Genomic DNA, 24,767 nt, shown 5'->3' on the forward strand with positions numbered 1-24,767 from the left:
CCAAGGCGGCGCCGACTCTGACGTCGGCGCTCGATGTGCCCTCGGTACGTCCCACATTACGCAGAAAAACCGTCGACAACAATTTTCGACAGATTTTCGGTGGCTGTCGGACCGTAGAGCCGGAAGTTTTTCAGAAATTTGACCGAGATGGTTTGAAATGGCTCTGTACGGCGATCTCGCCTGACGGTATGCTCAACACCTCAATTCTTCCGCCCGGACCTCGCGGACGCCACGTTCAGGTGAGAGGACCCTCATGAGTGCCCTCGTCCGAAATTCGGCTCGACCACCGTTGTCCGACGTCGTCCGCCTGTCGTCCGTCCCCCCACTTGCCGGACTGCTCACCGTCGCGGTACGGCGGCTGTCGTCCTTCACCCTGGTGTGCGCGGTGTCCGGCGAGGTGGACCTGTGGACCGCCCCCCAGTTGCGCGACCGCGTCCTGGCGCAGGTCCACCTCGCCGGCCCGGACCTGGTCGTCGACCTCGGTGAGGTGCGCTTCTTCGGCGCGGCCGGTCTCAGCGTCCTGGTGGAGGTCCAGGCCGCGGCCGACGCGGCCGGGGTGGGGTTCTGCGTCGTCGCCCGCACCCGCCCGGTCCTGCTGCCGCTGACCGTCACCGGACTCGACCTCGCGTTCGACGTGTACCCGGACGTCGCCGGCGTGCCAGTGCGGGGCGGGGTTCCCGATCAGGGATCCTCACGGTCCGCCGTGGAGCACGGGCGTCGGGGACATCAGCGACCGGCCCGGTCGCTGATGTCCCCGTTGCTCGACTTGCCGTAGGTCGCGCCGCTCGACTCGCCCGAGCACAGGCAGCCCCGGGACAGCGCTCCCGCCTCGGTCGCGGAGCAGAACCGCCGGGCGATCGGGTCGTGCGCGTTCGCCGGATGAGGGCACACGGGGCAGGACGTCCCGTCCTGGCCCGTGGTGTCGTGGGTGAGGTTATTCATCAGTACGTCGGTCGTTGGCATCGGCCTGTCCCTCTGCGTGGTCGGCTCTGGTCGGCTTCGCCGGGGACTGGGGCGACTCTGCCGAGGGTACGCCGGACATCTCGCCGTTGTCCGGGAACGAACAACCACGTCGACCCCGGAAGAGACGCCCGAACGGGTTCGTCGTTTCGTGGGATTGTCGTCAGAGCACGCGAGTTCGCTCCGGATCTCGGCGGACTACCGACACGGCGGAGGCAGTTGCGTGCACGAGGCCGTGGCGCGGTTACCGATGGCCCTCGCGCTGTTGAGCCTCCCCGTGACCGCTCGGATCGGCGACTCGCTCCGCACAGCGGTGGCGGACCTGCACAACCTGGCCGACTGGGCGTGCTTCGACACCGGCGACACCGGCGACCCCGGCCGCTGCCCGCCCTCGGCCCATGGCCTCCGTACCCGTCGCGGCGCCAGGAGGGCCGCGGTGAGGTCGGGCGGTGAGGGCACGCTGGTGATCGAACGGCGAAGAGGCGTTCACCGGAACGGTGAACCCCTCTTCCTCGCCAGGTGATGCGACCACGGGAACGTGGTCAGGAGGTGGGCTCCTTGACCGGGGAAGCCGGTGTGGTGGAGCGCAGGGCGGGCTTTTTGCGCGGTCGGGCCCAGCGGCGCATCATCGGGCGTTCCACCAGGGCGAACAGGGCCCAGCCCGCCAGCATGGTGGCGATGAACAGCAGCGCGGTCACCGCCACTGCGGTCGGGGTGGCGAAAGGGCCCTGGGGGAGGAGGGTGCGGCCATAGAAGATCACTACGCCTTGGCTCAGGTAGAAGCCGAACGATATCTCGCCCAGCCACACCGCCCACCGACCGCGCAGACCGCTGGGCCTGCCCTCCGCGTCCGCCGTCGCCCAGGCCAGGATCACCAGGGACACCGGGATGATCGTGGCCACCACGAAACCGAACACGAACGGCACCATCAGGGCCACGGCGTAGCCGACGGGTACCGAGAGGGCGGCAGGCAGGAGGCCGATCCGGGGCACACGGCCCGCCAGCACGGCACGGGCCAGGATCATCCCCAGGACGAACTCGAACAGCCTCGGCAGCGGGAAGATGTAGCCGAACCAGAACTGGGTGGTGGAGATCGGGGTGATCGGCGATTTCGGGGTGTCCGGGATCAGGGTCAGGTTGACGACCTGCACGGCCACCATGCCCAGCACCATGATCGCCGCCCAGAACCACAGGCGGTTGGCCGAGATCCGTCGGACCGCCTTGATGATCAGCGGGAACAGCAGGTAGAACAGCAACTCGCTGCACAGCGTCCACGCGGGCGGGTTGACGTTGACGTACACGCTCCCGTCCGGCGAGAACGAGTGCAACAGGAACAGGTTCGGCAGCCACCCGGACCACGACGTGATCGCGCCGGCGAACAGGACCATCGCGAGGCCGAACATGACCAGGTGGTTCGGGAAGATCTTGAACACGCGCCGTCGCCAGAACGCGCGCATCGGCTCGCCGGGCACCGACGACCAGGTGAGCACGAAACCGCTGAGCACGAAGAAGAACGAGACGCCCAGGTAGCCCGCCTTGCTGAAGAACCACTCCAGGCTTTGTGCCAATCCTTCGTCGGCGAAGGGGTTGATCGGGTCATTGGGCGGGATGGGGGAGCTGAACAGGGTGATGTGGAAGCCGAAGACCAGCAGGGCGGCCAGGAAACGCAGACTGGTCAGCGACGGCAGCGCCGGCGGTCGGAACCCCGAAGCCGGGCGGCTGGTGTCTGGAGCCGGGAGACGTAAGTCTGAAGAGGACACGTCTACCTCGGGATCTCATTGCGGTAGACCATGATCTTGGCGTCCTCGGCCACGTAGTAGTTCTGCACCGAGTAGGCGATGGTGGCGAAGTCGAGCCTGCCGTCGCCGTTGAAGTCGGCCGTGGCGATCCTGGCGACCGAATCGTCGGCGACCCGCCACTTGGTCCAGATACCCCGCGCGGCGTCGATCGCCTTGTAGTACATGACGCCTTGCCACGGCCAGGGACCGCGCAGCGCGACCAGGAACTCGTCGTCGCCGTCACCGTCGAAGTCGGCGCACACGACCTGGTGGCCGGGGCCCTCGCCGTTCTCGTTGGGGTCGCCGAACACGTCGAGCAGGGTCCGCTGCCACTCGCCCGCGTCGTCCTTGACGTAGACGGCGACGGTGTTGCCGTGGAACGGTTCCAGCGCCGCGACGTAGGCCATGGGGTCGCCGCCGAGGCCGCCCGCGTCGAGGTCGCCGCTGCCGCGGAACCCGGTCCGGGCGAACTGGGTCAGCTCGCCCGTGCCGATCAGCTCGGTGCGCCAACACCCTCGCTCGACGTCGAAGTGCAGCCAGGTGACGCCCTCGTCGGAGGCCAACAGCAGCGACTCCAGATCGGATCCGGGCACCAGGCCCTTCTTCTTCTCCGCGCCGTGGATCATCCGGAACGAGTGGTCGTCGATGACGGTCATCGGCCACTCCTCGGCGGCGTGCACGTCGTCGGGCTGGGTGAACATCACCAGCGGCAGCACGGCGTGCACGTCGGCGGTGGCCACGATCGGCACGCCGATGACCTCCAGCCGCTCGGCCTGGGTGAAGTGCCCGACGCGGAGCCGGTGCATGCCGGTGGCCCGGCCGATGTAGTGCCTGCGCCAGCGGGCGTCGGTCTTGTCCGCGGCACCGGGGTTCTCCACCCAGTCGATCTTCCCGCCCGCGGGGTCCGGGTCCACGACGGTGCCGATCGGGCCGTACAACTCGTGGCAGACCACGATGTCGGGCAGGCCGTTGCCGCTGATGTCGGCGAAATCGGCGCCGACCGGCATCCGGAAGCCGTCCACGGCCAGCTTGCGCGGCCAGCCCGGCCGGTCCTGGTACCAGTAGATCTCGCCGAGGCGGAGGCCGTAGCCGAACAGGTCGGGCACGCCGTCGCCGTCGATGTCGGCGGCTTCCAGCCAGTAGCCGTCACGCAGTTGCTCGGCGACGACCTCGGGGGTGAACTCCGGTGGGGTGAACTCCGGTGGGGTGGGCATCATCGTTCTCCGGTTCGGTGGTATTCGACGGCGAGCCAGACGCAGTCGGTGTCGGCGCGGTACTGGTGCCACGGGTAGCTGAAGCCGCCGTCGGCACGGGTGCGGCAGAACGGCACGGGCGGGGTGTGCCCCGGGCCCATGAGCTGGTCCTCGTAGAGGGTGGTGTGGTCGTCGGCGCGGAACTTCTGCATCCGGCCGTAGCCGTGGACCTGGCTGTGGATCTCGATGAAGTCGTGCCGGTTGTGGATCGAGCAGTCGGTGCCCTCCGGCGCGAACCACAGGTTCACCCAGACCTCGAACTCCGCGGGAACACCCACGCGCTCCTCGCCCAGCGCCTCCGCCGGGTCGAACGTGGTCGTGCCGACGAGCGTGCGAGGGCCGCGGTACAGGCCGGTCTCGCGGGGGAACGCGGGCAGCAGGTCGGCGAAGTGGCACCACTGCGGTGCACCGGTGATGCCGGAAACGTCGTCGCCGACGCGCAACAGCATCACTCGCTCGGCGTGTTCGACCGTCGCGTCGGCCAGGATGGTGGAGGAGAACGGGAGCAGCGGTCGCGTCGGCGGCCCGCCGAGCACCGCCGGTGTCCGGGCGAGGTTCACCACGATGGTCCGGCCCACGACCGGCAGGTCCACCGCGTGGTCCACCACGACGGCGTCGACCACCCCCTCGGCCAGGTCGACCGGCGTGGTCACGGTCTGCGTGACGTCCGTGCGCGCGGCCATCACGCGACCAGCGCTTCGGGCTCGACGCGCCAGCCGGGCACGAACGGCATGACGGCGGGGCCGACGCCGAAGTGGTGGGCCAACGCGCCGACCACGCGTTCGGTGGCGTTGCCGTCGCCGTAGGGATTGGCCGTGGACGCCATCAGCTCGTACTGCGTGGGATCGTCCAGCAGTCCGGTGACGTGCCGCACGATTTGGTCGCGGGAACGGCCGACGAGTCGGGCGATCCCGGCCGCCACGGCCTCTGGTCGCTCGGTGACGTCGCGCAGCACGAGGGTCGGCTTGCCCAGCGCGGGCCCTTCCTCCTCGGCGCCGCTGCTGTCGGACAGGATGATGTCGCTGCGCCACATGAGCCGGCAGAACGCCAGGTAGGGCAACGGGTCCACGACGGTGATGTTGGGCACGTCGCTGATCAGCGGCAGCAGCCCTTGGCGCACGATCGGGTTGCGGTGCAGGGGCACCACGATCCGCACGTCCGGCCGTGCCGCTATGTCCCGCAGCGCCTGCCCGATCTGCGGCAGCATGCGCCACGACTCCCGGCGGTGCGCCGACGCCAGGATCACCCGGCGCGGGTCGCGTTCCAGGTCGGCCAGGACGGGATCGTGCGGTTCCGGCGCCTGCTCGCCCGCCCAGCGCAACGCGTCGATGACGGTGTTGCCGGTGACCACGACGGAGGACTCGCGCACGCCCTCGCGGATGAGGTTGGCGCTGTTGCCCGGCGTCGGCGCCAGGTGCAGTGCGGTGATCTGGGCGACCAGCCTGCGGTTGGCCTCCTCGGGGAACGGCGAGTGCAGGTCGCCGCTGCGCAACCCGGCCTCGATGTGCACGACCGGCACCCGGTGGTGGAACCCGGCGAGCGCGCCGGCCAGGGTGGTCGCCGTGTCGCCGTGCACCATGACCGCGTCGATCCGCTTGTTCGTCAGGTAGGTGGACAGGCCGTCGAGCGCGCGGTGCGTCACCTGGGACAGCGTCTGCTTCGGAGCCATGACCCCGAGGTCGACATCCGGTCGGATGCCGAACGCGTCCAGGGTCTCGTCGAGCATCTCGCGGTGCTGGCCGGTGGAAACCACGACCGGGTCGAAGCGCGGGTCGTCCTGCAACGCGCGGATGACCGGAGCACACTTGATGGCCTCGGGACGAGTGCCGAGGATTACGGCTACTGACCGCATGGCGTCCCTTTCGATGTCTCGTGCGTGGGCATTCGATGTCGAGTGCGCTGATATTCGTTCGCGACCTTGGAATGACCTGGTTCCGATGCGCGGGAATCGAATCGGTGATGACCCGATAGTAGGGTGGCGGTGAGTCGTCGGGAATGGATGTACGACTGAAAAGTCTCGCCGGTTGCGCACATCGGCGGCATTTGCCCGGTGCCCGTCCCGGCGGAAAAACCCCGGCGGAAACAAATTTCCCCTTGGGTATCACTGACAGGGTCAGGCTCACGCCCCCACGCGGACCGTTTGTGCGGGACACTGACGGGTATGGACACCGAATTGGGCGACTTCCTGCGCACCCGTCGCGCTCGGCTGCTGCCCGAAGAGGTCGGTCTGGCCTCCTACGGCAGCAGGCGGGTGCCCGGCCTGCGCCGCGAGGAGTTGGCGCAGTTGGCCGGCGTGAGCGTGACCTACTACACCCGCCTTGAGCAGGGGCAGAGCCAGAACGCCTCGGACGACGTGCTCGACGCCATCGCACGGGCGCTGCGGCTGGACGACGACGAGACCGCCCACCTGCGCGACGTGGCCAGGCCCACCCGGCGCAGGCGTCGCGCGCAGGCGCGCGCCGAGTCGGCACGTACCGGGTTGACGCAGCTCGTCGCCGCGATGGACGGCGTGGGCGCGGTGGCCATGGACCGTCGCAGCGACGTGCTCGCCTGGAACGCGCTCGGGCACCAGCTCCTGGCCGGGCACTACGCGGTGGACAGCCCCCGCTCGGCGGCCGAACGGCCCAATCTGACCAGGATGCTGTTCCTGGACCCGCACACCCGTGAGCTGTACCCGAATTGGGGCGACGAGGCCAAGCGTTCGGTCGCGTCATTGCGGCTGGTCGCCGGACGTCATCCGGACGATCACCACCTGGCCGAGTTGATCGGCGAGTTGTGCATCAAGAGCAAGGAGTTCGCCGCGCTCTGGTCACGTCATCCGGTGCTCAACTGCACGTTCGGCGTGAAGTACTTCGCACACCCGCAGGTCGGCCACCTCGAATTGCAGTTCGAGGTTGTGCAACTGCCCGACGATTCCGCGCACCGCATTCTCATGTACAGCGCCGAGCCGGGCACGTCGGCCGAGGCGGCACTGCGCCTGCTCGGCCGCGGCGTGGCGACGGTGCCCATCCCCGAGATGGTGCAGCGCTCCCACCGCGACCACTGACCGACCGCGCCGGCCGGGACGACCGGTCACGCTGTGTTCGGGCCGCGCCTCGACTCCCCGGCAACCCGACGCGACGACCCGGTGGCCTCCGGAAAACGGTGGCCACCGGGTCGTCGCGTCGGGTCGTCACGCACGCTCGGCGAGTTGGCGGCGATCGAGGTGGGCGGCCAGGAGTGCCCAGCTCCCGGCGCACTCGGCGGCCAGCCCCGCCATGAGGTCGGCGCAGTGCGGGGGCAGGGTGTCCGCCAGTCGCTGCCAGTCCTCGACCGCGGCGTGGGCGTCCAGCAGCCGTAGGAACTGCCTGCCCATCTGCCCGCCGCGCAGGGACGGGTCGTTGCGGAGCACGGCGAGCACCGCGCGTGCGCCCTGGGTGTGCGCCGGCCGGGTCACCCGGGTGGGCGGTCGGCCCGTTCTACTCCTGGCGGGCACCAGGTTCTCCCCCCGCCGCCGCCGGGCCCGGACGTCACGGGCGGTGCTGACCGAGATGCCCGCGGCCTCGGCCACCGCGCGCAGCGTCGCGGTCGGGTTCCGGGTGAGGTAACGTCCGGCCGCCTCACGGCCGTCCGCGCAGCTCACCGGGCGCACCCGGCCGTCACGGCCGACCCTGGCCGCCGCGGGCGTGCCGGAGCGGGACCGGATCGCGGCGACCGTGCCGGAGGCGAGGCCGGTGGTCGCGGCCACCCCGCGGTCCGACGACTGCGGGCGTGACCTGAGGATCCGCTCGGCCGTCGCGACCCGGTCGGCGAAGGCGGGTGCCTGCTCCCGCTCGGGGAGCAGCCCGATTGTGTCCGTTGTGCTGTCCATCGTGTGTCCCCCAGCCGCTTTCACGCCGACTTGACGGACATCGAGTGCCGGAAGTAGTCCGTGGGGTCGTAGCGGCGCTTGACCTCGCGCAGCCGCGGGTAGTTGCCCTTGAAGTACAGGTGCTGCCACGACACGCCGGACCGGTTCTGCGTGGGATCGGCCATGTCGTTGTCCGGGTAGTTGATGTAACAGCCGTCCGCCCGGGTGTCCGGCACCGGGACGCCGCCGGTCTCGGCGAAGAAGTCCGAGTACAGCCCGCGCAACCAGGTCAGGTAGAACTCGTCCTCCTCGGGGCGTTCCCAGAACGTCTGGAAGCACATCTTGAACGTCGAGGAGCGTTGGGCGTTGGCGGTGGCGTGCTCGGGCACCGCGTTGACCCGGCCGCCCGAGGAGAACAGCACCAGCATGGTGTCCGGGTTGGTGAAGTCCGGGCGGGTCATGTAGTCGAACAGAGTGGCGATCTGCTCCGGGGAGAACTCGCCGAGCATGTACGCCGACTTGTGCGCGCCGCGGGACGTGGGGTTGGTGATCGTCGGGTTGTTGGTGCCCACCAGCCGGGTCGCCTGCAACCAGGGCAGCTCGCGCGGCACGTCATAGCCGGGCATGGGGCCGATCTCGCCGATCGACCGGCTCGCCGAGCGCGGTGTGACGCCGACACCGTCGGTGATCGCGGCCAGGTAGTCGGCCAGCAGCCGCCGCGCGTTCGGCACGGTCGCGTCGACCTGGGTGAACATGCCGAGCCCACCGTGCGCCTTGGCGCTGACGTTGAACAGGCTGCTCAGGCTGACGAACGGGGAGTCCGGCGCGGAGTTGGCCAGGTGCCACGAGGTGAAGTTGCCGACCAGCTTGGCGAACGACGTCCGGTCCATCTCGTCCCACGCGAACTCGATGGCGCTGACCAGCACCTTCGACGGGGGTGACAGGAGCTGGTCGGACGGGTTCGTGCCGCGGGCGTCGGGGGAGCGGAACCAGTACCGGGTGATCAGGCCGAAGCTGCCGCCGCCGCCACCGGTGTGCGCCCACCACAGGTCGCGGTTCGGGTCGTCGGGTTCGCGGCTGGCGATGACGCGGCGGACCTTGCGGTCGCGGTCGACCACGACGACCTCGACCGCGTACAGGTGGTCGACGGTGAGCCCGTGCGCGCGGGACAGCAGGCCGTAGCCGCCGCCGGAGATGTGGCCGGCGACGCCGACGCTGTAGCAGATGCCGCCGGGGATGGTGACGTTCCAGCCCTTGAACAGCGCCTCGTAGACGTTCATCAGTCGGGCGCCCGCCTCCACCACGAAGGCGTGCCGGGTCGGGTCGTAGCCGACCCCGGTCATCGGCGAGACGTCGAGGATCACCTCGGTCTCGGGGTGGCAGACGAAGTCCGCGAAGCAGTGCCCGCCGCCGCGCAGGGAGACCCGCTTGCCGCGGGCCACGGCGTCGCGCACGGCGCGCTCGGCGTCCGCCGGAGAGGTGATCAGCCGCACGTAGTCCGGCCGGGCGGTGTAACGCTGGTTGTTGCCGGTCATCAGCTCCGGGTAACGGGGGTCGTCCGGCCCGATGGCCGTACCCGCCGGGCGGCCGTCGACCGCCGGCGTCGCGTTGGCGGCCCCCGGCACTGTCGCGGCCGCTCCGGCCCCGAGTGCGGCGGCCGCCCCGAGTAAGACGGAGCGACGAGAAGTATTCGTTTTCATGGACGTGGCCCACCATTCATGGCAGTAGGGACGGCAAAGGTGTCACGAAGAGAAGTTGTGTCGATATGCGCTGAAACATCATCCGGGTGTCCGCGCGCAAGAATTTCCACGATTTATGCAGGTAGCCGCTGAGCGGACCCGGTCAACACGACCGGGCGGACCGATCCGCGACGGCCGAACGCCACGGAAATGACGGCGGCTGCCAATCCCGACGCGGCAAGTGCCGATCCGACCCAATTCGGCGCGGTATAGCCGAGCCCGGCGTCGATGGTCAGGCCGCCCAACCAGGCGCCCAGCGCGTTGCCGAGGTTGAACGCGGCGATGTTGGCCGCCGACGCGAGCGCGGGCGCGCCCACGGCAGTCCGCATCACCCGCATCTGGAGGGCGGGCACGGTGGCGAACCCGGCGGTGCCCAGCAGCAGCACTGTCACCGCGGCCGGCAGCTGTGCCGTCGCGGTCAACGTGAACAGCCCCAGGACCACCGAAAGCAGGCCGAGGGCCACGCACGTGGTGCGCATCAGCGAGCGGTCGGCCGCCTTGCCGCCCAGGAACGTGCCGATGCAGGTCCCGACGCCGAACAGCACCAGCAGCCAGCTCACCGCGCCAGGGGTGAAACCGGCGACCTCCGTCATCATCGGCGCGAGGTAGGTGAGGGACGCGAACACGCCCGCGAACCCCAGCGTCGTGGTCAGCAGCGACAGCCACACCAGCGGTCGGGCGAACACGGCCAGCTCGCCGCGCAGCGCGCCCACCGGCCGCGGTTGTCGCGGCACCAGCGTGGCCAGAGCGACCAGGCCGACCACGCCCAGCGCGGTGACCACCCAGAACGTGGCCCGCCAGCCGTACTCCTGGCCGATGAACGTGCCCATCGGCACGCCGAGGACGTTGGCCACGGTCAGGCCGGTGAACATCAGCGCGATCGCGCCCGCCTGCCGGTCCGGTGCGACCAGCGCGGTGGCCACCACCGAGCCGATGCCGAAGAACGCGCCGTGGCACAGCGCGGCCACCGCCCGTCCCACCATCAGCAGGGCGTAGTCGTCGGCCACCGCGCACAGCACGTTGCCGAGCACGAAGACCGCCATGAGCGCGAGGAGCACCGTCTTGCGCGGCAGCCGGGAGCCCGCCGCCGTCATCAACGGCGCGCCGATCACCACGCTCAGCGCGTAGCCGGTCACCAGCATCCCGGCGGCCGGGATGGACACCCCGAGATCAGTCGCGACGTCGGGCAGCAAGCCCACGATCACGAACTCGGTGGTCCCGATGCCGAACGCGCCGATGGCCAACGCCACAAGGGCAGCGGACATGGAATATCCCCCAGTTTCAGTCGCGGGCGGCCGAAGGTCAGAGCTGGCGCAGCGCGCCGCCGTCAATGGCCCACTCGGCCCCGGTGACCTGCGCGGCCGACGGGGACAGCAGGTAGGCGATGACCCCGGCGACCTCGTCAGCGGTGCCGAGCCGCCCGGTCGGCAGGCCGCGGACATCGCGCACGAAGTGCTCGACGGCGGCCTCCACCGGCAGGTCGAACCGCTCGGCCAGCTTCTCCGCGAAGCCGCCGGGCCGGTCCCACAGCCAGGTCCTGGTGGGACCGGGCGAGACCACGTTGGACCGCACGCCACGCGGCGCGAACTCGGCGGACAGCGATTTCGACACCGACAGCACCGCGGTCTTGGCGGCCGCGTAGTCCACCAACGGGTAATCCGGGAACCGCGCCGCCTCGCTGGCCACGTGCACGATCGCACCGCCGGTCCGCAGCAACGCGGGTAGCGCGGCCCGGCTGAACCGGACCACGGAGTGCAGGTTCAGGTCGAACGACGACAGCCAGTCCTCGTCGGTCACCGCCAGGAAGCCGGTCCTCGGCTCCACCCCGCCCGCGTTGTTGACCAGGCCGTCCAGCCTGCCGTGGCGGTGCAGCACCTCGTCGACGACCAGGCCGGCCGCCCCGATGTCGGTGACGTCGGCGGCGATGTCGGCCGTGCGCTGCGGCTTGCGGGCCACGCCCACCGCCGTCGCACCTTCGTCTTCAAGTACCCGGACGACGGCCGCGCCAATCCCGACCGAGGCCCCTGTGACGAGGAATACCTTTCCAGAAAGGTGCAGATCCATTTTCGTGATCCTCCGATTCGGTGCTGACGGCATTCATCGTTACCGAGCGCCGGCCGTTTTGCCTGTCCCTGTCGGTGCTACGCAATCCAGTGGTCGGCTCACCAGGGTGCTGGTTGATCTCCGGGCGCCCGGACATTGTGGGGACACGCAGTTCATTCACGCGAAAGGATCCGCGATGACAATGGCGGAGAACGTCGACAGTGCCACGACGGCAGCGGCCGTGCCAACGCTCGAACCCACGCCTCGGATGACGCCGCGCCAGCGACTGATCCTGATCCTGCTGCTGACCGCGAGTTTCACGCTGGCGGTGGATTTCTCCATCCTCAACGTGGCGCTGCCGGTGATCGGCGCCGAGGTCGGGTTCTCACTGGAGAACCTGCAGTGGATCGCCACGTCGTTCGCGTTGTGCGCGGCGGGCTTCACCCTGCTGTTCGGCCGGGTGGCGGATCTGTTCGGCAGGCGCAGGCTGTTCCTGGCCGGCATGGCGCTGCTCGGGGTGGCATCCCTGGTCGGTGGCCTGGCCCAGGACCCGGCGCTGCTGCTGATCGCCCGGGTCGCGCAGGGCCTGGCCACCGCGGCGATCACGCCCGCCGCGTTGTCGCTGCTCACCACGTCGTTCCCGGAAGGCGGTCTGAGGGCCCGGGCGCTCGGCCTCAACGGCGCGCTGATGGCGGCCGGGTTCACCACCGGCGCGATCCTCGGCGGCCTGCTGACCGACCTGTTGAGCTGGCGGTGGGCGTTCCTGATCAACGTGCCGGTCGCGGTGGCCGTGCTCGTGATCGCGCCGATGGTGATCGCGGAGAGCCGTCCCGAGCGTCGGGTCCGGTTGGACCTGCCGGGCGCGGTGACCGTGACGCTCGGCCTGCTCGCCATCGTGTTCGGGCTGAGCAGCGCGGGTGAGAACTCCTGGTCCAGCCCGCTCACGCTGGGCTCGCTGGCGTTGGGTGCCGTGTTGCTCGCGGTGTTCTGGCAGGTGGAGAAGAGGGTCGCCGATCCCCTGGTGCCGGTGTGGATCCTGCGTCGCGGCAACGTGGCCTGGGGCAACTTCGCGGGCCTGCTGGCGTTCATCACCGAGACGTCGCTGGTGTTCCTGCTGACCCTGTACCTGCAGAAGGTGCTCGGGTTCACGCCGCTGGCGGCCGGCCTGTCGTTCGCCGTGCTCGGCATCGGCACCGTGATCGGCGGCGTCACCGCGCCCAAGCTCATCGGCAGGCTCGGCCCGAAGCGGGCCATCGTGACCGGCTTCGCCGTCCAGGCCGCGGCGACGTTGCCGCTGGTGCTGCTCGGCCCGTCGTCGGCCTGGATGCCGCTGCTGCTGATCGCCACCTTCGCGGGCGGCGTGGCCAACCTGATCGCGATCGTCGGCTTCATGGTGACCGCGACGTCCGGCCTGCCCGACGCGGAACAGGGACTGGCCACCGGCCTGGCCACGATGAGCCAGCAGATCGGCATCACCATGGGCATCCCGATCATGAGCGCCATCGCCGCGGCACAGGTCCACGCCCTCGGCGGGGAGACACCGTCCACCGTGCTGACCGGCGTCACGACCGCGATCTGGGTCAACGCCGGGCTGTGCGTCGTCGCCGGTGTCCTCGTCGCGCTGTTCCTGAAGACCCGGTCGGCCGAGCGGGTGTCGTGACCGCCGACGCGACGCGCGTCGAGGTGACCTGGGTCGACACCACCGCCGCCGGTCGTCCGGTCCGACTGTTCCGACCCGCCACGGGCACCGGCGGCACGCTGGTCTGGGCGCACGGCGGAAGCTGGATCGGCGGCTCGGTGGCGGGGTGGCACGAGCCCTGCGCCGAGTTGGCCGGGCTCAGCGGCTGGACCGTGGTCAGCGTCGAGTACCGGCTGGCACCCGCCCACCCGCACCCGGCGGCGCTGCTGGACGTGGCGGCCGTGGTCGGCTGGGCGAGTGGGCGGGGCGGTCCGGTCGCCGTCGGCGGTGACAGCGCGGGTGGCACCATCGCGGCCAGCGTCGCGGTGGCCCTGCGCGGACGGCCGGACGCGCCGGCCGCGGAGCTGCTCGCCTACCCGCCGCTCGACCCGGACTGCCTGGCCACGTCCTACGCGGGCGACGACTTCCCCACCCGCGCCGACCTGAGGTCCGCGTGGCGGATGTACCTCGGTCGGACGCCCAGGCTCGACCTGTCGGCGACCCCGTGGGACGTGCCGGACCTGACCGGACTGCCGCCCGCGACGCTGATCGTGGGCGAGCGTGATCCGGTCGTCGACGACGTGCGCGCGTACGCGGCCAGGCTGATCGCGGCCGGGGTGCCCACCCGGCTGTGCGAGTTCCCCGACATGGGGCACGCGGAGTTCCTGCGCCCCGGCCCCAACCGACTGCGCGCGGCGCTCGCCCACGCCCTGCGCGAGATCCCGGTCAAGCGACAGATCCCGATCAAGGAGGCACTGTGACCCTCATCCACCACCGGGCGCTGCTCAGGCACTTCGCTGACCTGCGCGACGGCAACCACGGCGACGACGCGGTGACGCGACAGCAGAAGGAGAAGCTGTTCGCCACGACGGCGGCCCTGCTCGACCCGGTCGTGCGCCGGGTGCTCGCCGAACTCGACGCCGACCTCATGCTCGGTTCGGGCGTTGTCCGGGGCACCGGCCTGGTCGGCTCACCGGACGGCGGCTCGCAGGCGGTGTGGACGCTGAGCTGGCCGGAGCAGACCGAGGCGGGCGTGGCGCCGGTGGTGATCCGGGCCCACTACGGGCGCGGTTTCCACCACCCGCACCTCAGCGGCGGCACGGTCGGTGAGTGGCCGCTCAACGTGTTCGACGAGGAGCAGGCAGAGGCGGAGGCGCCGACGTTGCGCGCCATCGCCGCCGCCGACCTGCACAACCTGGTGTTCCAGGCGGATTACCGGATCGTGCGGGCGACAATGGCGGGGAGGTAGCGGTATGAGGTTGTCGGTCTTGGACCAGTCACCGGTGCCGGACGGCGGCACGGAGGCGGAGGCGCTGCGGGCGTCTCTCGCGCTGGCCCGGGCGGCGGAGGAGTTGGGGTTCGCCCGGTATTGGGTGGCCGAGCACCACGGCTCCGCGGCGTTCGCGGGCGCAGCACCGGAGGTCATGGTCGGCGCCGTCCTGGCGGTCACCACGTCGATGCGCGTGGGCAGCGGGGGAGTGTTGCTGCCGCGGTACCCGTCGGCGAAGGTCGCCGAGGTGTTCCGGATCCTGTCGGCCCTGCACCCCGGTCGGGTCGACCTGGGCGTCGGCCGTGCGGGCGGCCCGGCCGACGATTTCCCGCGGAAGCTGGTGGAGTTGATGGCCCGGCTCGGTCCGGAGCCGCCGGTGTGGCTGCTCGGCGCGAGCACCGGCTCGGCGGAGTTGGCGGCGCGGTTGGGTACGGGGTACTGCTTCGCCCACTTCCTGAACCCGGACCCTGGTGAGGCGGCGATGAGCCGGTACCACGCCGGTGGGTCGGTGCGCGGCGACGTCGCCTTCGACGCAACCGGCGGCGACGCCGTGCCCGAGCCGCGCGGCGCGGTGGCGGTCCGGGTGGTGGTCGCCGACACAGCCGGTGAGGCCGACGCGTCGGCCGAGGCGTTCCTGCTCTGGCGCAGCCGGCGCGACCTTGGCCACGACGAAACCCTGCCCGCGTCCGACCGGGTCCGACGGCACCGGTGGACCCCGGCGGAACTCGACCGGGCCGCGGTCAACCGCCGCACCCTGGTCCACGGCACCGCCGAGCAGGTCCGCACCGCCCTGATCGGGCTCGCGGACGCGCACGGGGTGCGTGAGCTGGTGGTCAACACCCTGACCCACGACCCGGCTGACCGACTCCGGTCCTACCGGCTGCTCGCCGAAGCCATGGCGGACACCATGGCCGCACCTGACACCATGGCCCACCTCTGACACCGTTCGGACGCGTGGGTGGCGAGTGCTCATCCCGGGCACTCGCCATCGGCGTCACGCGGGGGTTCGGTTCGTGATCTCTGGGCTCCCATCGCCTGGCCGGGTGACCGGTCAGGGCGTGTTCACCCAGGCGATGCGGGACGCGGACACGGCGACCCGAGCCGAGGATCCCGGCCTGGAGGCAGTCGGGGAGCGCAAGCCGTGGAGGGCCTAGCTGACATTCGGCGATGTCGCGCGCAGAGGCGCGCCGACCGCGTGAAGGTGGTGCAGGACGTGGCCGTAGGAGGCCGGCCAGCCGCACTGGGCGTAGTCGATCCCGCGCTGCTCGCAGAACTCGCGCACGAGGACCTGCGCCCGCCGGAGGCTGGGCCTGGGCATGCTCGGGAACAGGTGGTGCTCGATCTGGTAGTTCAGGCCGCCGAGCACGAAGTCGACGGCGTGTCCGCCGCGCACATTGCGCGAGGTGAGCACCTGCTTGCGCAGGAAGTCCAGCTCGTGGCCGGCGGACAACGTGGGCATGCCCTTGTGGCCGGGGGCGAAGGAACACCCCATGTAGAGACCCCACAACGCGTGGTGCACCAGGATGAACACGATCCCGGTCAGCGGCGAGAGAACGAGGAACACCGCCGTCAGGTAAGCGGCGAAGTGGCCGATCAGCAAACCCGCTTCCAACGTCCGTGACTTGACCTCGCCCTTGCGCACTGCCTGGACGCTGGACACGTGCAGGTCCAGGCCTTCCAGCAACAACAGCGGGAAGAACAGGAACGCCTGGTACTTCGCCATCCACCGCAAGAAGCCACGCTTGGCCGAACCCTGTCGGGCGGTGAAGGCGAGCACCGCGATGTCGATGTCGGGGTCTTCGTCCTCGTGGTTCGGGTTGGCGTGGTGGCGGGTGTGCTTGCCGATCCACCACCCGTAGCTCAGGCCGGTCAGGCCTGCGTGCAGGTGGCCGACCGCGTCGTTGGCGCGACGGGTGCGGAAGATCTGCTTGTGCCCGGCGTCGTGGCCGATGAACGAGAGCTGGGTGAACATGACGGCGAAGAACGCGGCCATGAACAGCTGCCACCACGTGTCGCCGATCAGGGCGAACGCGACCCAGCCCCCGGCGAACGCCAGCAGGTTGAGCACGATCTTCGCGGCGTAGTAACCGGTTCGGCGCTCCAACAGCCCGGCGTGGTTGATGATTCGGGACAGGTCGGCAAAGTCACTGCCCCGCTTCGACGGCACCGCTTGGATTTCGAAGGTCGACATCGGAGACTCCATGATCGCACCGGAGAGCGCGCCGGGGTCTCGGGCGGCATGACACCGCAGTGGGTCCGCGATGTGCCCTTCAGGGTCCCACCCGGTAGACGAGTCGGCAACCGATCAACCCCGCAATCCCGGAGCAAGGCGGTGTCTGCGGCCTTCAGCGCCACCTTCTCCGCGTTGCCCGCCGAGGTCGGCGCTCATCAGCAGGTAGGTGACGTTGCGACCGTCGTGATCCGGCACGGCATCGGCCGGTCGGCTCATCCCGAGGAAATCGGGAACCGACTGTCGGGATGAGCAGATGTCACGATCAGACCACCGATCCCCGTGCCCGGCAGGCTCGTCGAGGTGATCTGGCGTCACCGGGCCCTGGTGATCCGATGCGATCGCGACAGCACGCCGGCTCGTGGCAGCGGCGACTGGTACGGCTCCGCGCAGGCAACCCCCCACGACACTCGGATCTGGGGCGGCAGGCTTGCGGGTGCCGCCTTGTGCGCGCATCCCGCATGCCGCTACTCTGCGTATATCACTTCTTCCGCCCGCCTGGCCCCCGCGGACGCCACGGTCTGGTGAGGAGAACCTCCGTGACAATCGTCCTCCCATTTCGGCCATCCGTCCTTCCGCTACCCCCGACCACACACCGATCGCTCCCCGAATCGGCCGCCAAGTTCCTCACTGTCACCTCCCAACTGGCCCAACCGGGCACGATCGTGCTCACGGCGCGTGGCGAGGTGGACATGGCGAGCGCCCCCTACTTGAGGGACCGTCTCCAGGGCGAGATCCACCACGCCGGCCCGGATCTGATCGCGAACCTCAACGACGTGAGCTTCTTCGGCGCAGCCGGTCTCGACGTCCTGGCGGATGTCCAGGAGGCAGCGAGCCTCGCGGAGATCGGATTCTGCGTGGTCGCACGCACTCGCAAGATCCTGATGCCGTTGCGGGTCACCGGGTTGGACCTGGTGCTCGACGTCTACCCCGACCTCGACCACACCCCCATGCGGCCCTGGTTCCCGATCGGACGTCGGTAGCGCACCTCCGAGAACGACCATCGTAGACAGACAGGCCCTGCTGTCACCCGGCGCGCCGTGATGGGGCCTGGTCCAGTCGGGTCTCCTCATCCGAAACCGGTCGAGGCCGACCTCCGATCGGTCATGGAACCTGTGGGGTGCCAGAAGTCGGCCATGTGGTCTGACCTGCGCGTCAGGCTGCTGCGGGTTCGTACTCGTTGGTCAGGCCGCCGAGGACTGAACGGCGGGTTGCGGGCTTGTCGGGTGGTCCATGGTCCGTCGGGGTTGGTGGTGGTGCCGAGGACGTGGACGTAGCGGGTGGCCACTTCGAGGACGAAGAACACGTGGACGCGCTTGAGGGTGACGGCGCAGTCGGCGTGGAAGAAGTCGCAGGCGAGCATGCTCGTGGCCTGAGCACGCAGGAACCGCCGCCAGGAGATATCGCTGTCACGTCTGGGTGCCGGTGGTATCCGTAGGCGCTTGAGCACGCGCCGGATGGTCGAGGCGGCGACCTGGTGTCCGAGCTTGAGCAGTTCGCCCTGGATTCGGCGGTAGCCCCAGCCGGTGTTCTCCCGAGCGATCCGCTTGATCAGCGCCACGACGGTGTCGTCGATCGGTGGGCGCCCGGACCGGTTCGGATACGTCCACTTCTTGGCGACCAAGCGTCTTCTTGGCGACCAAGCGTCGGTGCCATCGCAGGATGGTGCCCGGTGCCATCAGCCGATGCTCGCGCAGCCGTCGGGGGAGTCGGTGCACCAACGCGGCGAGTACCGCGCGGTCGGCCCGGTCCAGCCGGGGGTGTGGATTCACCCGGCGCAACACGGCGACCTCGTGCCGCAGCACCAGCAGCTCTACATCCTTCGCCGCCGACGACCGGCCGAACAGCGCCAACCAGTCGACGATCCGGACGAAGATCAGGTACAGCAGTCGCAACGCCACACTTCACGATCATGCCCCTATGGCCCATGGCGCACGATTACCGCAGCTCAACAGCCCAAGGCAGGATTCTGGCACCCCACAGGGTCGCCCAGGCCGCGAAGAACCTCGTCATCGACCTCGAAGACGCGGGCATCCGGGTCGTTCTCACCGGTGTCCGGATCCCGTGGATGAACGCGATCATGGAACGTTGGATCCAGAGCTGCCGCCGCGAACTCCTCGACCGCACTCTCATCTGGAACCAGCGCCACCTACTCCACGTCCTACGCGAGTACGAGCAGTTCTACAACACCCACCGCCCCCACCAAGGCATCGGCAACGCCCGACCACTACGCGCGCTGCCACAACCCACCGCCGATCAAACAGGGGTCGCCCAACTCGACATCCGCCGGCAGCAACGACTGGGTGGCATCCTCAGCGAGTACCACCACGCCGCCTGGCCTGTACGGACGGCATTTTCGGCAAGCGCAGGGCCGGACACGTTCGAGCAGCGCCCGCAGCTGCTGGACCGTGTCCGGTCGCCTCGGTGCGTAGGTGTGATCGGAGCCTTCAGCGGTCGGCGAACAGCTTGTAGTTGAGGGCGACGTAGTTGATGGGTGGGCCCTGCTCGAAGTCGGCGGAGTTGACGCTTGCCCAGCCGACGGCGCCGGTGGAGGTGCGGAAGCAGAACCGTCCGCCGACGCTCGGCGTGTAGCGCTGGCCGTTTTGGCGGTCCAGGGCTTTGGGGCACTCCTGCTCGGCGTCGGCTTGCGTGCCGCTGTGGGTGATCAGGGATGACTGGCTGGCGCTGAGCAAGTCCCGGTCGTAGTGCAGGTCGAGGTCACCGTCCGGGCCTGTGGCGTCCACCGGGCGTGGGTCGGCCGCGTCCAGGTCGACCGCTTGGCCGACTTCGAGTTTGATCTGCCGGAGTGCTCCGCTGCCCGCTGGTACGACGCCCGAGGTGGTCGCGGGTGATCCGGCGGTCTCGGTCACGGTCCGCACCTCCGTCACCGTGGACGGCGGACTTGCCTCGGCTCCCTGTTTGCGGCCGGTCGAATAGGCGGTGATGGCGGCCGCCGCGATGGTGGCCAGGGCCGCGATCACTCCGACCGCGACCGCACCCCGGCGGCTGACGTGCGCGGCCTGCACCGCCGGATCGGCCGGCACGTTCGCCGCCTGCTTCTTCTTCCGCACGGGCGCCTCCCAAGGATGGAATCGGTCATCCCCGACCGTGGAGATGAAAGCACATGTCCATTTCCTGCGATCAGCGGCTCTGATTTCCCTATTTTTGCGGATATGTCGTGGATTCGGCGGTCCGCCACGTGATCGGCATGCCGCGTGGTCAAGGCCTGGAGTTACGGCCTTGCCGGGTTCCGGGTGACGGTTCGCCCGGTTGCATTGGAGTGAAACCGGCGGTAGCACGCGGTCGTTCCCCGGGCCGGGCGAGGTTGGCCGGGCGGCGCGGGCGGTGTCGCCGTCGTACGCGGCGGCTTGCGCGGCCGTGATCAGCGCCGGCCTGTCGGGAGAAGTGTCGATTCACTCCTTTGAATGATCTTCTATCATCGGCCTGGCCGGGACCGGGCACCAGGACCTCGGACCACTCGTCACCGCGTACGTCCTCGTCCTCGCGACCGCCGGCCCGCTCGTCACCCGCTGGTTCGGGGCACTGCCCCCGACCCCGCGCGGCACCGACACACGCGATCCGGTGGCGAAGATTCGCCCGGACACCCCCAAGCCACCCCCGCCTCCGTAGCTGCCGGGTGGTGTACCAACTGGGTATGACGACCTGGCTCTCTGGCGGGGCGGCGGCCCGTGCGTCACACACGGCGGACACCGTGTTTGCACGCGCTGAGATGGCTGCCCGCGACCCGGCCCGCTGAGGCGAGGACCGAGTGTCGGGTGGTCTGTCAGCCGGCGAGTTGCAGGCGGCGCTTGAGCAGTCGGCTCACCGGTGGCAGGGCGGCCGTGCGCAGCGGGAGGTCGCGCAGCCACAGGCGGAACGGGTCGGCGGGCGCGTAGAGGCCTTTGACGCGGCGGCCGAGTTTCTGCTTGCGTCGGACCTCGGGGCGCAGATCGGCTTCCCACCGGGCGAGGGCGGTGGTGATGTCGGGCTGGTCTTCCAGTGCGGTGCCGAGCAGGTCCGCGCCGCCGACGGCCAGGGATGAGCCGTAGCCGGCGAAGAGGGTCACGCACCAGGCCGCGTCGCCGAGCAGGACGACCCGCCCGCTGCTCCACCGGTCGAGCACGACCTGGCTGAGGGTGTCGTAGTAGACGGAGTCGGCGGTGCGCAGCCGGTCGAGCATGTCCGGGGTGAACCAACCGAGGTCGCCGAAGACCCTGGGCAGGGTGGTGTGCGGTCCGGCGGCGAGGTCGCGGGCGACGTCGTCGGTGCGGAAGCCGAAGAACGCGGCGGCCCGGTCGTCGCCCAGGCTGATGACGGCGAGGGTGCGGCCCTTGGAGGTCAGGCTGGCCGTGGCGCCTTCGGCGAGGCCGTCGGGTCGGCGGTCCAGCATGAACACCCCGACCACGTGATCGAGGTCGAGTAGGTGGTTGCGTTCCGGGCCGAAGACGAGTGCGCGGGTGTGGGAGTGCAGGCCGTCCGCGCCGATCAGCAGGTCTGCGGTCTCGGTGGAGCCGTCGCTCAGCGTGGCCTCGACGCCATGGGTGTTCTGCTCGATCGACGTGACGGTGGTGCCGAACCTGATGTCCGCGTGGTCGCGGACCGCGCGGTGGAGCACGTCCTCGATGTCGCCGCGCAGCAGGTTCAGCGCGCGCCGGCTGAGCAGGGCGCGGACGGTCTCGCCCGGCACGGTGAACCGGGTCGTGCCGTCCGGTCGCACGTAGTGCATGTCGTCGGGGCTGATGTGGCGCTGTTGGAGTTCGGGCAGGACGCCCATCCGTTCGGCGGCGTCGTAGCCGAGCCCGGCAAAGGTCACCGCGTAGCCGCCGGAGCGGCGGCCCGGCGAGCGCTCGACCACGATCGGCTCCCAGCCCGCCCGGTGCAGTCGCAGGGCGGCACTCAAGCCCGCGATCCCGGCGCCGACGATCACAGCTCGCTTGGTCATGTCGTAGTTCCCCTCGGTGTGGTGAGACCCGCGGCGACGATGTCGACCAGCAGGTCGATGATCCTGGGGTGGATGGCCGGGTCGCCGAGCCGGTCGGCGAACATCGGCACCAGCAGGACGGTCTGCAGCACGCCGATGACGACGGCCGGTTCGACGTCCACCAGCTCACCTGCGCGCTGCCTGTCGGCCACGAACTCCGACAGCGCGCTGACCGGGTTGTCCGCCAACGCGGTGACCCGTGCGGGGTCGAGCTTCCCGGCGACGGCACGCATCTCGTCGGGGTGGCTCGTCAGCCTGCTCCACAGTGGATTGGTGGTCAGCTCGTGCAGTGTGGCGCGCAGGAACCGGCGCAGGCCGTCGCGCGTGTCGGTGCCCGCCAGCAGGGCGTCGTCCACGACCCGCTGCTTCACGCCGGCTGTCTGGCGGAGCATCAGTTCCAGGTAGAGAGCCTCTTTGGAGTCGAAGAAGACGTAGAAGCTGCTCTTCGCGACACCGGTGGGCGCCATCAGCTCGTCCAGCGTGGTCTTGCGCAGGCCCGCAGTGGTGAACAGCCGGTGGCCGGTGTCCAGCAGCAGCGTGGTGATGCGGGCTTTCTCCTCGGCCGAGAACGCGGGCGGCATGACCTTCTCCTCTACTTGCGGCAGGCCCTCGCCCACCGCTGAAACCATAAAAACAGATCAGAAATTTGTTTTCAAGCGGTCTCGACCCATCGGCACATCAAGATCGCGTAAGGAACTGCGATACAGGGTCCGTTGGTACAGCCGATCCGGTTACCGTCGCCGCGGTGGCCGTGGGGGCATGCCCCGTGGGGACACGGGTGATCGAGTCCGCCACGACGGGCGCCCGGCAACGTTGGGACACAGCCCAGCGTGACTGCGACCGGTCGCAGACAGCCACATCGTGTTCCTGTCAACCTGGGCCGCACCCGGCCGAACCGAAACCTAGGCTGCGCTCAGATGCCCAAGCTCGCGACCGTCACCAAGCGGCTCTTGGTGGGTCGGCCGTTCCGCAGCGACCGCCTGTCGCACACGCTGCTGCCCAAGCGGATCGCGTTGCCGGTGTTCGCCTCCGACCCGATGTCGAGCGTGGCGTACGCCCCGGAGGAGATCCTGCTGGTGCTCTCGGTCGCGGGGGCGTCGGCGTACGTGTTCAGCCCGTGGATCGCGCTGCTGGTCGCAGTGGTGATGGCCGCCGTGGTGGCGTCCTACCGGCAGAACGTGCGCACGTACACCTCGGGTGGTGGCGACTACGAGGTGGCGACGGTCAACCACGGGCCCCGGTGGGGCCTGGTGGTGGGCAGTGCCCTGCTCGTCGACTACGTGCTGACGGTGGCGGTGTCGATCGCCTCCGCCGCGGCCAACATCGGCTCGGCGGTGCCGTTCGTGGCTTCCCACAAGGTCGAGTTCGCGGTCGGCGCCATCGTGGTGCTCACCGCGATGAACCTGCGGGGTGTGCGGGAGTCCGGCACCGCGTTCGCCATTCCGACTTACGCCTTCGTCGTGGGCATCCTCGCCATGATCGGGTGGTCACTGGTGCGGGTGTACGTGTTGGGAGAGGACGTGCGGGCGGAGAGCGCCGACTTCCACCTCGTGGAGGAGCACGGGAACCTGGCCGGCCTCGGCTTCGCCTTCCTGATCCTGCGCGCGTTCTCCTCCGGCAGCGCGGCGTTGACCGGGGTGGAGGCGATCAGCAACGGCGTGCCGGCGTTCCGCAAGCCGAAGGGGCGCAACGCCGCCACCACCCTGCTGATGATGGGCGTGCTCGCCATCACGATGTTCCTCGGCCTGATCATGCTGGCCCGGCTCACCGGGGCCCAGGTCGCCGAGGATCCCGCGCACCAACTGATCGGCGCGCCCGCGGGCTACGAGCAGAAGACCCTGGTCGCGCAACTGGCCAACGCCGTGTTCGCCGGATTCACCCCGGCGACCTGGTACGTCATCTTCTTCACCGGCCTGATCCTGGTGCTGGCCGCGAACACCGCGTTCAACGGGTTCCCGGTGCTCGGCTCGATCCTGGCCCAGGACCGCTACTTGCCGCGTCAGCTGCACACCCGCGGCGACCGGCTGGTGTTCTCCAACGGCATCGTCTTCCTCGCCGGGTTCGCCATCGTCCTGGTGGTGGCGTTCGACGCCGAGGTCACCCGGCTGATCCAGCTCTACATCGTCGGTGTCTTCATGTCGTTCGTGATCAGCCAGAGCGGCATGATCCGCCACTGGACCCGACTGCTGCGCACCGAAACCGACCCCGCCACCCGGCGCCGCATGCGCCGCTCCCAGGCGGTCAACGCCTTCGGCTTCGCCATGACCGCCCTGGTGCTGGTGGTCATCCTGATCACCAAGTTCACCCAGGGAGCCTGGATCTCGCTGGCCGCCATGGCCGCCATCTACGCACTGATGAGCGCGATCCGCCGCCACTACCAGCGGGTCAGCGACGAACTCCAGGAGGACGACGACGACCCGCCGGTCAGGATGCCGTCGCGCAACCACGCGATCGTGCTGGTGTCGAAACTGCACCGACCCACCAAACGGGCACTGGCCTACGCCAAGGCGGTGCGACCGGACCGGCTCGAAGCCGTCACGGTCAACGTCGACGACCAGGACACCCGGGAACTCGTCGCCCTGTGGCACAAGCAGAACTTCTCCGTTCCGCTCAAGGTCATCGAGTCGCCCTACCGCGAGATCACCAGGCCGGTCCTCGACTACGTCAAGCGGATCCGCTCCGACAACCCACGCGACGTGGTCACCGTGTTCATCCCCGAGTACGTCGTCGGACGCTGGTGGGAACAACTCCTGCACAACCAGAGCGCCCTGCGACTCAAAGGCCGGCTCCTGTTCCAACCAGGCGTCATGGTCACCAGCGTCCCCTGGCAACTCGCCTCCTCGGCCAAAGTCCACGACCGCCCCGCACTGGCACCGGGCGCGATCCGCCGCGGCCTCCACACCGGCGACGGCGACCAGCGCGAACGGTGACCGCCAAGGCGTGGCCGGGACTGCTCGGTCGCGTCGAACTCGACGACCGATGCCGCCCGGCACAGTTGCTCGACTG

25 protein-coding genes are annotated in these 24,767 nt (G+C 69.7%); 11 read left to right on the forward strand and 14 right to left on the reverse strand.

Going from position 1 to position 24,767, the window contains the following annotated elements; all coding sequences use genetic code 11:
• Positions 1-253: 253 nt before the first annotated feature.
• Complete coding sequence (locus FM051_RS42315) at positions 254-775, forward strand: STAS domain-containing protein (protein WP_158852735.1); 522 nt, start codon at positions 254-256, stop codon at positions 773-775.
• Here the strand turns inward: FM051_RS42315 and FM051_RS42320 are convergent.
• Entirely contained in the window at positions 727-963 is a 237-nt protein-coding gene (locus FM051_RS42320) for an RGCVC family protein (RefSeq protein WP_158852736.1), read from the reverse strand. The genes FM051_RS42315 and FM051_RS42320 overlap by 49 nt on opposite strands.
• A 220-nt stretch (positions 964-1,183) precedes the next feature.
• On the opposite strand from FM051_RS42320, the gene FM051_RS42325 reads away from it, so the two are divergent.
• Positions 1,184-1,483: a hypothetical protein gene (locus tag FM051_RS42325; RefSeq protein WP_158852737.1), complete on the forward strand. Its 300-nt coding sequence runs from the start codon at positions 1,184-1,186 to the stop codon at positions 1,481-1,483.
• A gap of 19 nt (positions 1,484-1,502) precedes the next feature.
• On the opposite strand, the gene FM051_RS42330 is transcribed toward FM051_RS42325, so the two are convergent.
• From FM051_RS42330 to wecB, 4 genes are read right to left on the reverse strand one after another with little or no spacing between them, the layout of a single operon-like run.
• Complete coding sequence (locus tag FM051_RS42330) at positions 1,503-2,720, reverse strand: acyltransferase family protein (RefSeq protein WP_158852738.1); 1,218 nt, start codon at positions 2,718-2,720, stop codon at positions 1,503-1,505.
• Between the two features lie 2 nt (positions 2,721-2,722).
• Complete coding sequence (locus tag FM051_RS42335; protein ID WP_202919330.1) at positions 2,723-3,952, reverse strand: FG-GAP repeat domain-containing protein; 1,230 nt, start codon at positions 3,950-3,952, stop codon at positions 2,723-2,725.
• The gene (locus tag FM051_RS42340; protein ID WP_158852740.1) at positions 3,952-4,674 is read right to left on the reverse strand and encodes a hypothetical protein; all 723 of its coding nucleotides are present in this window, start codon (positions 4,672-4,674) and stop codon (positions 3,952-3,954) included. Before FM051_RS42340 ends, FM051_RS42335 begins: the two co-directional genes overlap by 1 nt.
• The gene (gene wecB / locus FM051_RS42345) at positions 4,674-5,843 is read right to left on the reverse strand and encodes a non-hydrolyzing UDP-N-acetylglucosamine 2-epimerase (RefSeq protein ID WP_158852741.1); all 1,170 of its coding nucleotides are present in this window, start codon (positions 5,841-5,843) and stop codon (positions 4,674-4,676) included. Before wecB ends, FM051_RS42340 begins: the two co-directional genes overlap by 1 nt.
• A gap of 309 nt (positions 5,844-6,152) precedes the next feature.
• Between wecB and FM051_RS42350 the strand changes: the two genes are divergently transcribed.
• Complete coding sequence (locus tag FM051_RS42350; RefSeq protein ID WP_158852742.1) at positions 6,153-7,037, forward strand: helix-turn-helix transcriptional regulator; 885 nt, start codon at positions 6,153-6,155, stop codon at positions 7,035-7,037.
• 126 nt (positions 7,038-7,163) lie between these two features.
• On the opposite strand, the gene FM051_RS42355 is transcribed toward FM051_RS42350, so the two are convergent.
• The 4 genes from FM051_RS42355 to FM051_RS42370 form a co-directional block, all read right to left on the reverse strand.
• On the reverse strand, positions 7,164-7,841 hold the full coding sequence (locus tag FM051_RS42355) for a hypothetical protein (protein ID WP_158852743.1): 678 nt from the start codon (positions 7,839-7,841) through the stop codon (positions 7,164-7,166).
• Positions 7,842-7,861: 20 nt separating this feature from the next.
• On the reverse strand, positions 7,862-9,445 hold the full coding sequence (locus tag FM051_RS42360) for an FAD-binding oxidoreductase (RefSeq protein WP_238413049.1): 1,584 nt from the start codon (positions 9,443-9,445) through the stop codon (positions 7,862-7,864).
• 188 nt (positions 9,446-9,633) lie between these two features.
• Positions 9,634-10,824 (reverse strand): MFS transporter, encoded by a 1,191-nt coding sequence (locus tag FM051_RS42365; protein WP_158852745.1) that lies wholly within the window; start codon positions 10,822-10,824, stop codon positions 9,634-9,636.
• A 37-nt stretch (positions 10,825-10,861) separates the two neighbouring features.
• Complete coding sequence (locus tag FM051_RS42370; protein ID WP_338019526.1) at positions 10,862-11,656, reverse strand: SDR family oxidoreductase; 795 nt, start codon at positions 11,654-11,656, stop codon at positions 10,862-10,864.
• Between the two features lie 142 nt (positions 11,657-11,798).
• On the opposite strand from FM051_RS42370, the gene FM051_RS42375 reads away from it, so the two are divergent.
• The 5 genes from FM051_RS42375 (at position 11,799) to FM051_RS42395 (ending at position 15,704) form a co-directional block, all read left to right on the forward strand.
• Entirely contained in the window at positions 11,799-13,262 is a 1,464-nt protein-coding gene (locus FM051_RS42375; protein WP_238413050.1) for an MFS transporter, read from the forward strand.
• Positions 13,259-14,041, forward strand: coding sequence for an alpha/beta hydrolase (locus FM051_RS42380; protein WP_158852747.1), 783 nt, complete (start codon positions 13,259-13,261; stop codon positions 14,039-14,041). The genes FM051_RS42375 and FM051_RS42380 overlap by 4 nt, the downstream gene beginning before the upstream one ends.
• Complete coding sequence (locus FM051_RS42385) at positions 14,038-14,529, forward strand: hypothetical protein (protein ID WP_158852748.1); 492 nt, start codon at positions 14,038-14,040, stop codon at positions 14,527-14,529. Before FM051_RS42380 ends, FM051_RS42385 begins: the two co-directional genes overlap by 4 nt.
• Before the next feature lie 4 nt (positions 14,530-14,533).
• Positions 14,534-15,490 (forward strand): MsnO8 family LLM class oxidoreductase, encoded by a 957-nt coding sequence (locus FM051_RS42390; RefSeq protein WP_158852749.1) that lies wholly within the window; start codon positions 14,534-14,536, stop codon positions 15,488-15,490.
• 73 nt (positions 15,491-15,563) lie between these two features.
• Positions 15,564-15,704: a hypothetical protein gene (locus FM051_RS42395; protein WP_158852750.1), complete on the forward strand. Its 141-nt coding sequence runs from the start codon at positions 15,564-15,566 to the stop codon at positions 15,702-15,704.
• Here the strand turns inward: FM051_RS42395 and FM051_RS42400 are convergent.
• Positions 15,701-16,741 carry a fatty acid desaturase family protein gene (locus FM051_RS42400; protein ID WP_158852751.1) on the reverse strand — a complete coding sequence of 347 codons (1,041 nt, stop codon included), beginning with the start codon at positions 16,739-16,741 and terminating at the stop codon, positions 15,701-15,703. The two genes, FM051_RS42395 and FM051_RS42400, sit on opposite strands and share 4 nt — an antisense overlap.
• A gap of 500 nt (positions 16,742-17,241) precedes the next feature.
• Here FM051_RS42400 and FM051_RS53785 point away from each other — a divergent pair, with 500 nt between their 5' ends.
• A complete protein-coding gene (locus FM051_RS53785) occupies positions 17,242-17,763 on the forward strand; it encodes an STAS domain-containing protein (protein WP_338019527.1) in 522 nt (173 codons plus the stop codon).
• 86 nt (positions 17,764-17,849) lie between these two features.
• On the opposite strand, the gene FM051_RS52525 is transcribed toward FM051_RS53785, so the two are convergent.
• Complete coding sequence (locus FM051_RS52525; protein ID WP_238413052.1) at positions 17,850-18,404, reverse strand: helix-turn-helix domain-containing protein; 555 nt, start codon at positions 18,402-18,404, stop codon at positions 17,850-17,852.
• Between the two features lie 288 nt (positions 18,405-18,692).
• Here FM051_RS52525 and FM051_RS52530 point away from each other — a divergent pair, with 288 nt between their 5' ends.
• The gene (locus FM051_RS52530) at positions 18,693-19,256 is read left to right on the forward strand and encodes a transposase (protein ID WP_238413053.1); all 564 of its coding nucleotides are present in this window, start codon (positions 18,693-18,695) and stop codon (positions 19,254-19,256) included.
• On the opposite strand, the gene FM051_RS42420 is transcribed toward FM051_RS52530, so the two are convergent.
• The 3 genes from FM051_RS42420 to FM051_RS42430 form a co-directional block, all read right to left on the reverse strand.
• Positions 19,228-19,851: a hypothetical protein gene (locus FM051_RS42420; protein WP_158852753.1), complete on the reverse strand. Its 624-nt coding sequence runs from the start codon at positions 19,849-19,851 to the stop codon at positions 19,228-19,230. The two genes, FM051_RS52530 and FM051_RS42420, sit on opposite strands and share 29 nt — an antisense overlap.
• A 713-nt stretch (positions 19,852-20,564) precedes the next feature.
• Positions 20,565-21,722 (reverse strand): FAD-dependent monooxygenase, encoded by a 1,158-nt coding sequence (locus tag FM051_RS42425; RefSeq protein ID WP_158852754.1) that lies wholly within the window; start codon positions 21,720-21,722, stop codon positions 20,565-20,567.
• Complete coding sequence (locus tag FM051_RS42430; RefSeq protein WP_238413054.1) at positions 21,719-22,378, reverse strand: TetR/AcrR family transcriptional regulator; 660 nt, start codon at positions 22,376-22,378, stop codon at positions 21,719-21,721. Before FM051_RS42430 ends, FM051_RS42425 begins: the two co-directional genes overlap by 4 nt.
• 300 nt (positions 22,379-22,678) lie before the next feature.
• On the opposite strand from FM051_RS42430, the gene FM051_RS42435 reads away from it, so the two are divergent.
• Positions 22,679-24,691: an APC family permease gene (locus tag FM051_RS42435; protein WP_158852755.1), complete on the forward strand. Its 2,013-nt coding sequence runs from the start codon at positions 22,679-22,681 to the stop codon at positions 24,689-24,691.
• The last annotated feature ends 76 nt before the right edge of the window (positions 24,692-24,767 follow it).

The organism is Saccharothrix deserti, from assembly GCF_009769385.1.
GTDB classification, from domain to species: domain Bacteria; phylum Actinomycetota; class Actinomycetes; order Mycobacteriales; family Pseudonocardiaceae; genus Actinosynnema; species Actinosynnema deserti.

What these genes read in the sequence shown, in the direction of transcription:
- wecB (WP_158852741.1), bottom strand. Translation starts at nt 5,843, where the DNA reads ATGCGGTCAGTAGCCGTAATCCTCGGCACTCGTCCCGAGGCCATCAAG.
- FM051_RS42370 (WP_338019526.1), bottom strand. Translation starts at nt 11,656, where the DNA reads ATGCCGTCAGCACCGAATCGGAGGATCACGAAAATGGATCTGCACCTT.
- FM051_RS42390 (WP_158852749.1), top strand. Translation starts at nt 14,534, where the DNA reads ATGAGGTTGTCGGTCTTGGACCAGTCACCGGTGCCGGACGGCGGCACG.
- FM051_RS53785 (WP_338019527.1), top strand. Translation starts at nt 17,242, where the DNA reads ATGCCGCTACTCTGCGTATATCACTTCTTCCGCCCGCCTGGCCCCCGC.
- FM051_RS42365 (WP_158852745.1), bottom strand. Translation starts at nt 10,824, where the DNA reads ATGTCCGCTGCCCTTGTGGCGTTGGCCATCGGCGCGTTCGGCATCGGG.
- FM051_RS42425 (WP_158852754.1), bottom strand. Translation starts at nt 21,722, where the DNA reads ATGACCAAGCGAGCTGTGATCGTCGGCGCCGGGATCGCGGGCTTGAGT.
- FM051_RS42435 (WP_158852755.1), top strand. Translation starts at nt 22,679, where the DNA reads ATGCCCAAGCTCGCGACCGTCACCAAGCGGCTCTTGGTGGGTCGGCCG.
- FM051_RS42320 (WP_158852736.1), bottom strand. Translation starts at nt 963, where the DNA reads ATGCCAACGACCGACGTACTGATGAATAACCTCACCCACGACACCACG.
- FM051_RS42375 (WP_238413050.1), top strand. Translation starts at nt 11,799, where the DNA reads ATGACAATGGCGGAGAACGTCGACAGTGCCACGACGGCAGCGGCCGTG.
- FM051_RS42315 (WP_158852735.1), top strand. Translation starts at nt 254, where the DNA reads ATGAGTGCCCTCGTCCGAAATTCGGCTCGACCACCGTTGTCCGACGTC.
- FM051_RS42400 (WP_158852751.1), bottom strand. Translation starts at nt 16,741, where the DNA reads ATGTCGACCTTCGAAATCCAAGCGGTGCCGTCGAAGCGGGGCAGTGAC.
- FM051_RS42340 (WP_158852740.1), bottom strand. Translation starts at nt 4,674, where the DNA reads ATGGCCGCGCGCACGGACGTCACGCAGACCGTGACCACGCCGGTCGAC.
- FM051_RS42350 (WP_158852742.1), top strand. Translation starts at nt 6,153, where the DNA reads ATGGACACCGAATTGGGCGACTTCCTGCGCACCCGTCGCGCTCGGCTG.
- FM051_RS42335 (WP_202919330.1), bottom strand. Translation starts at nt 3,952, where the DNA reads ATGCCCACCCCACCGGAGTTCACCCCACCGGAGTTCACCCCCGAGGTC.
- FM051_RS52530 (WP_238413053.1), top strand. Translation starts at nt 18,693, where the DNA reads ATGCCCCTATGGCCCATGGCGCACGATTACCGCAGCTCAACAGCCCAA.
- FM051_RS42355 (WP_158852743.1), bottom strand. Translation starts at nt 7,841, where the DNA reads ATGGACAGCACAACGGACACAATCGGGCTGCTCCCCGAGCGGGAGCAG.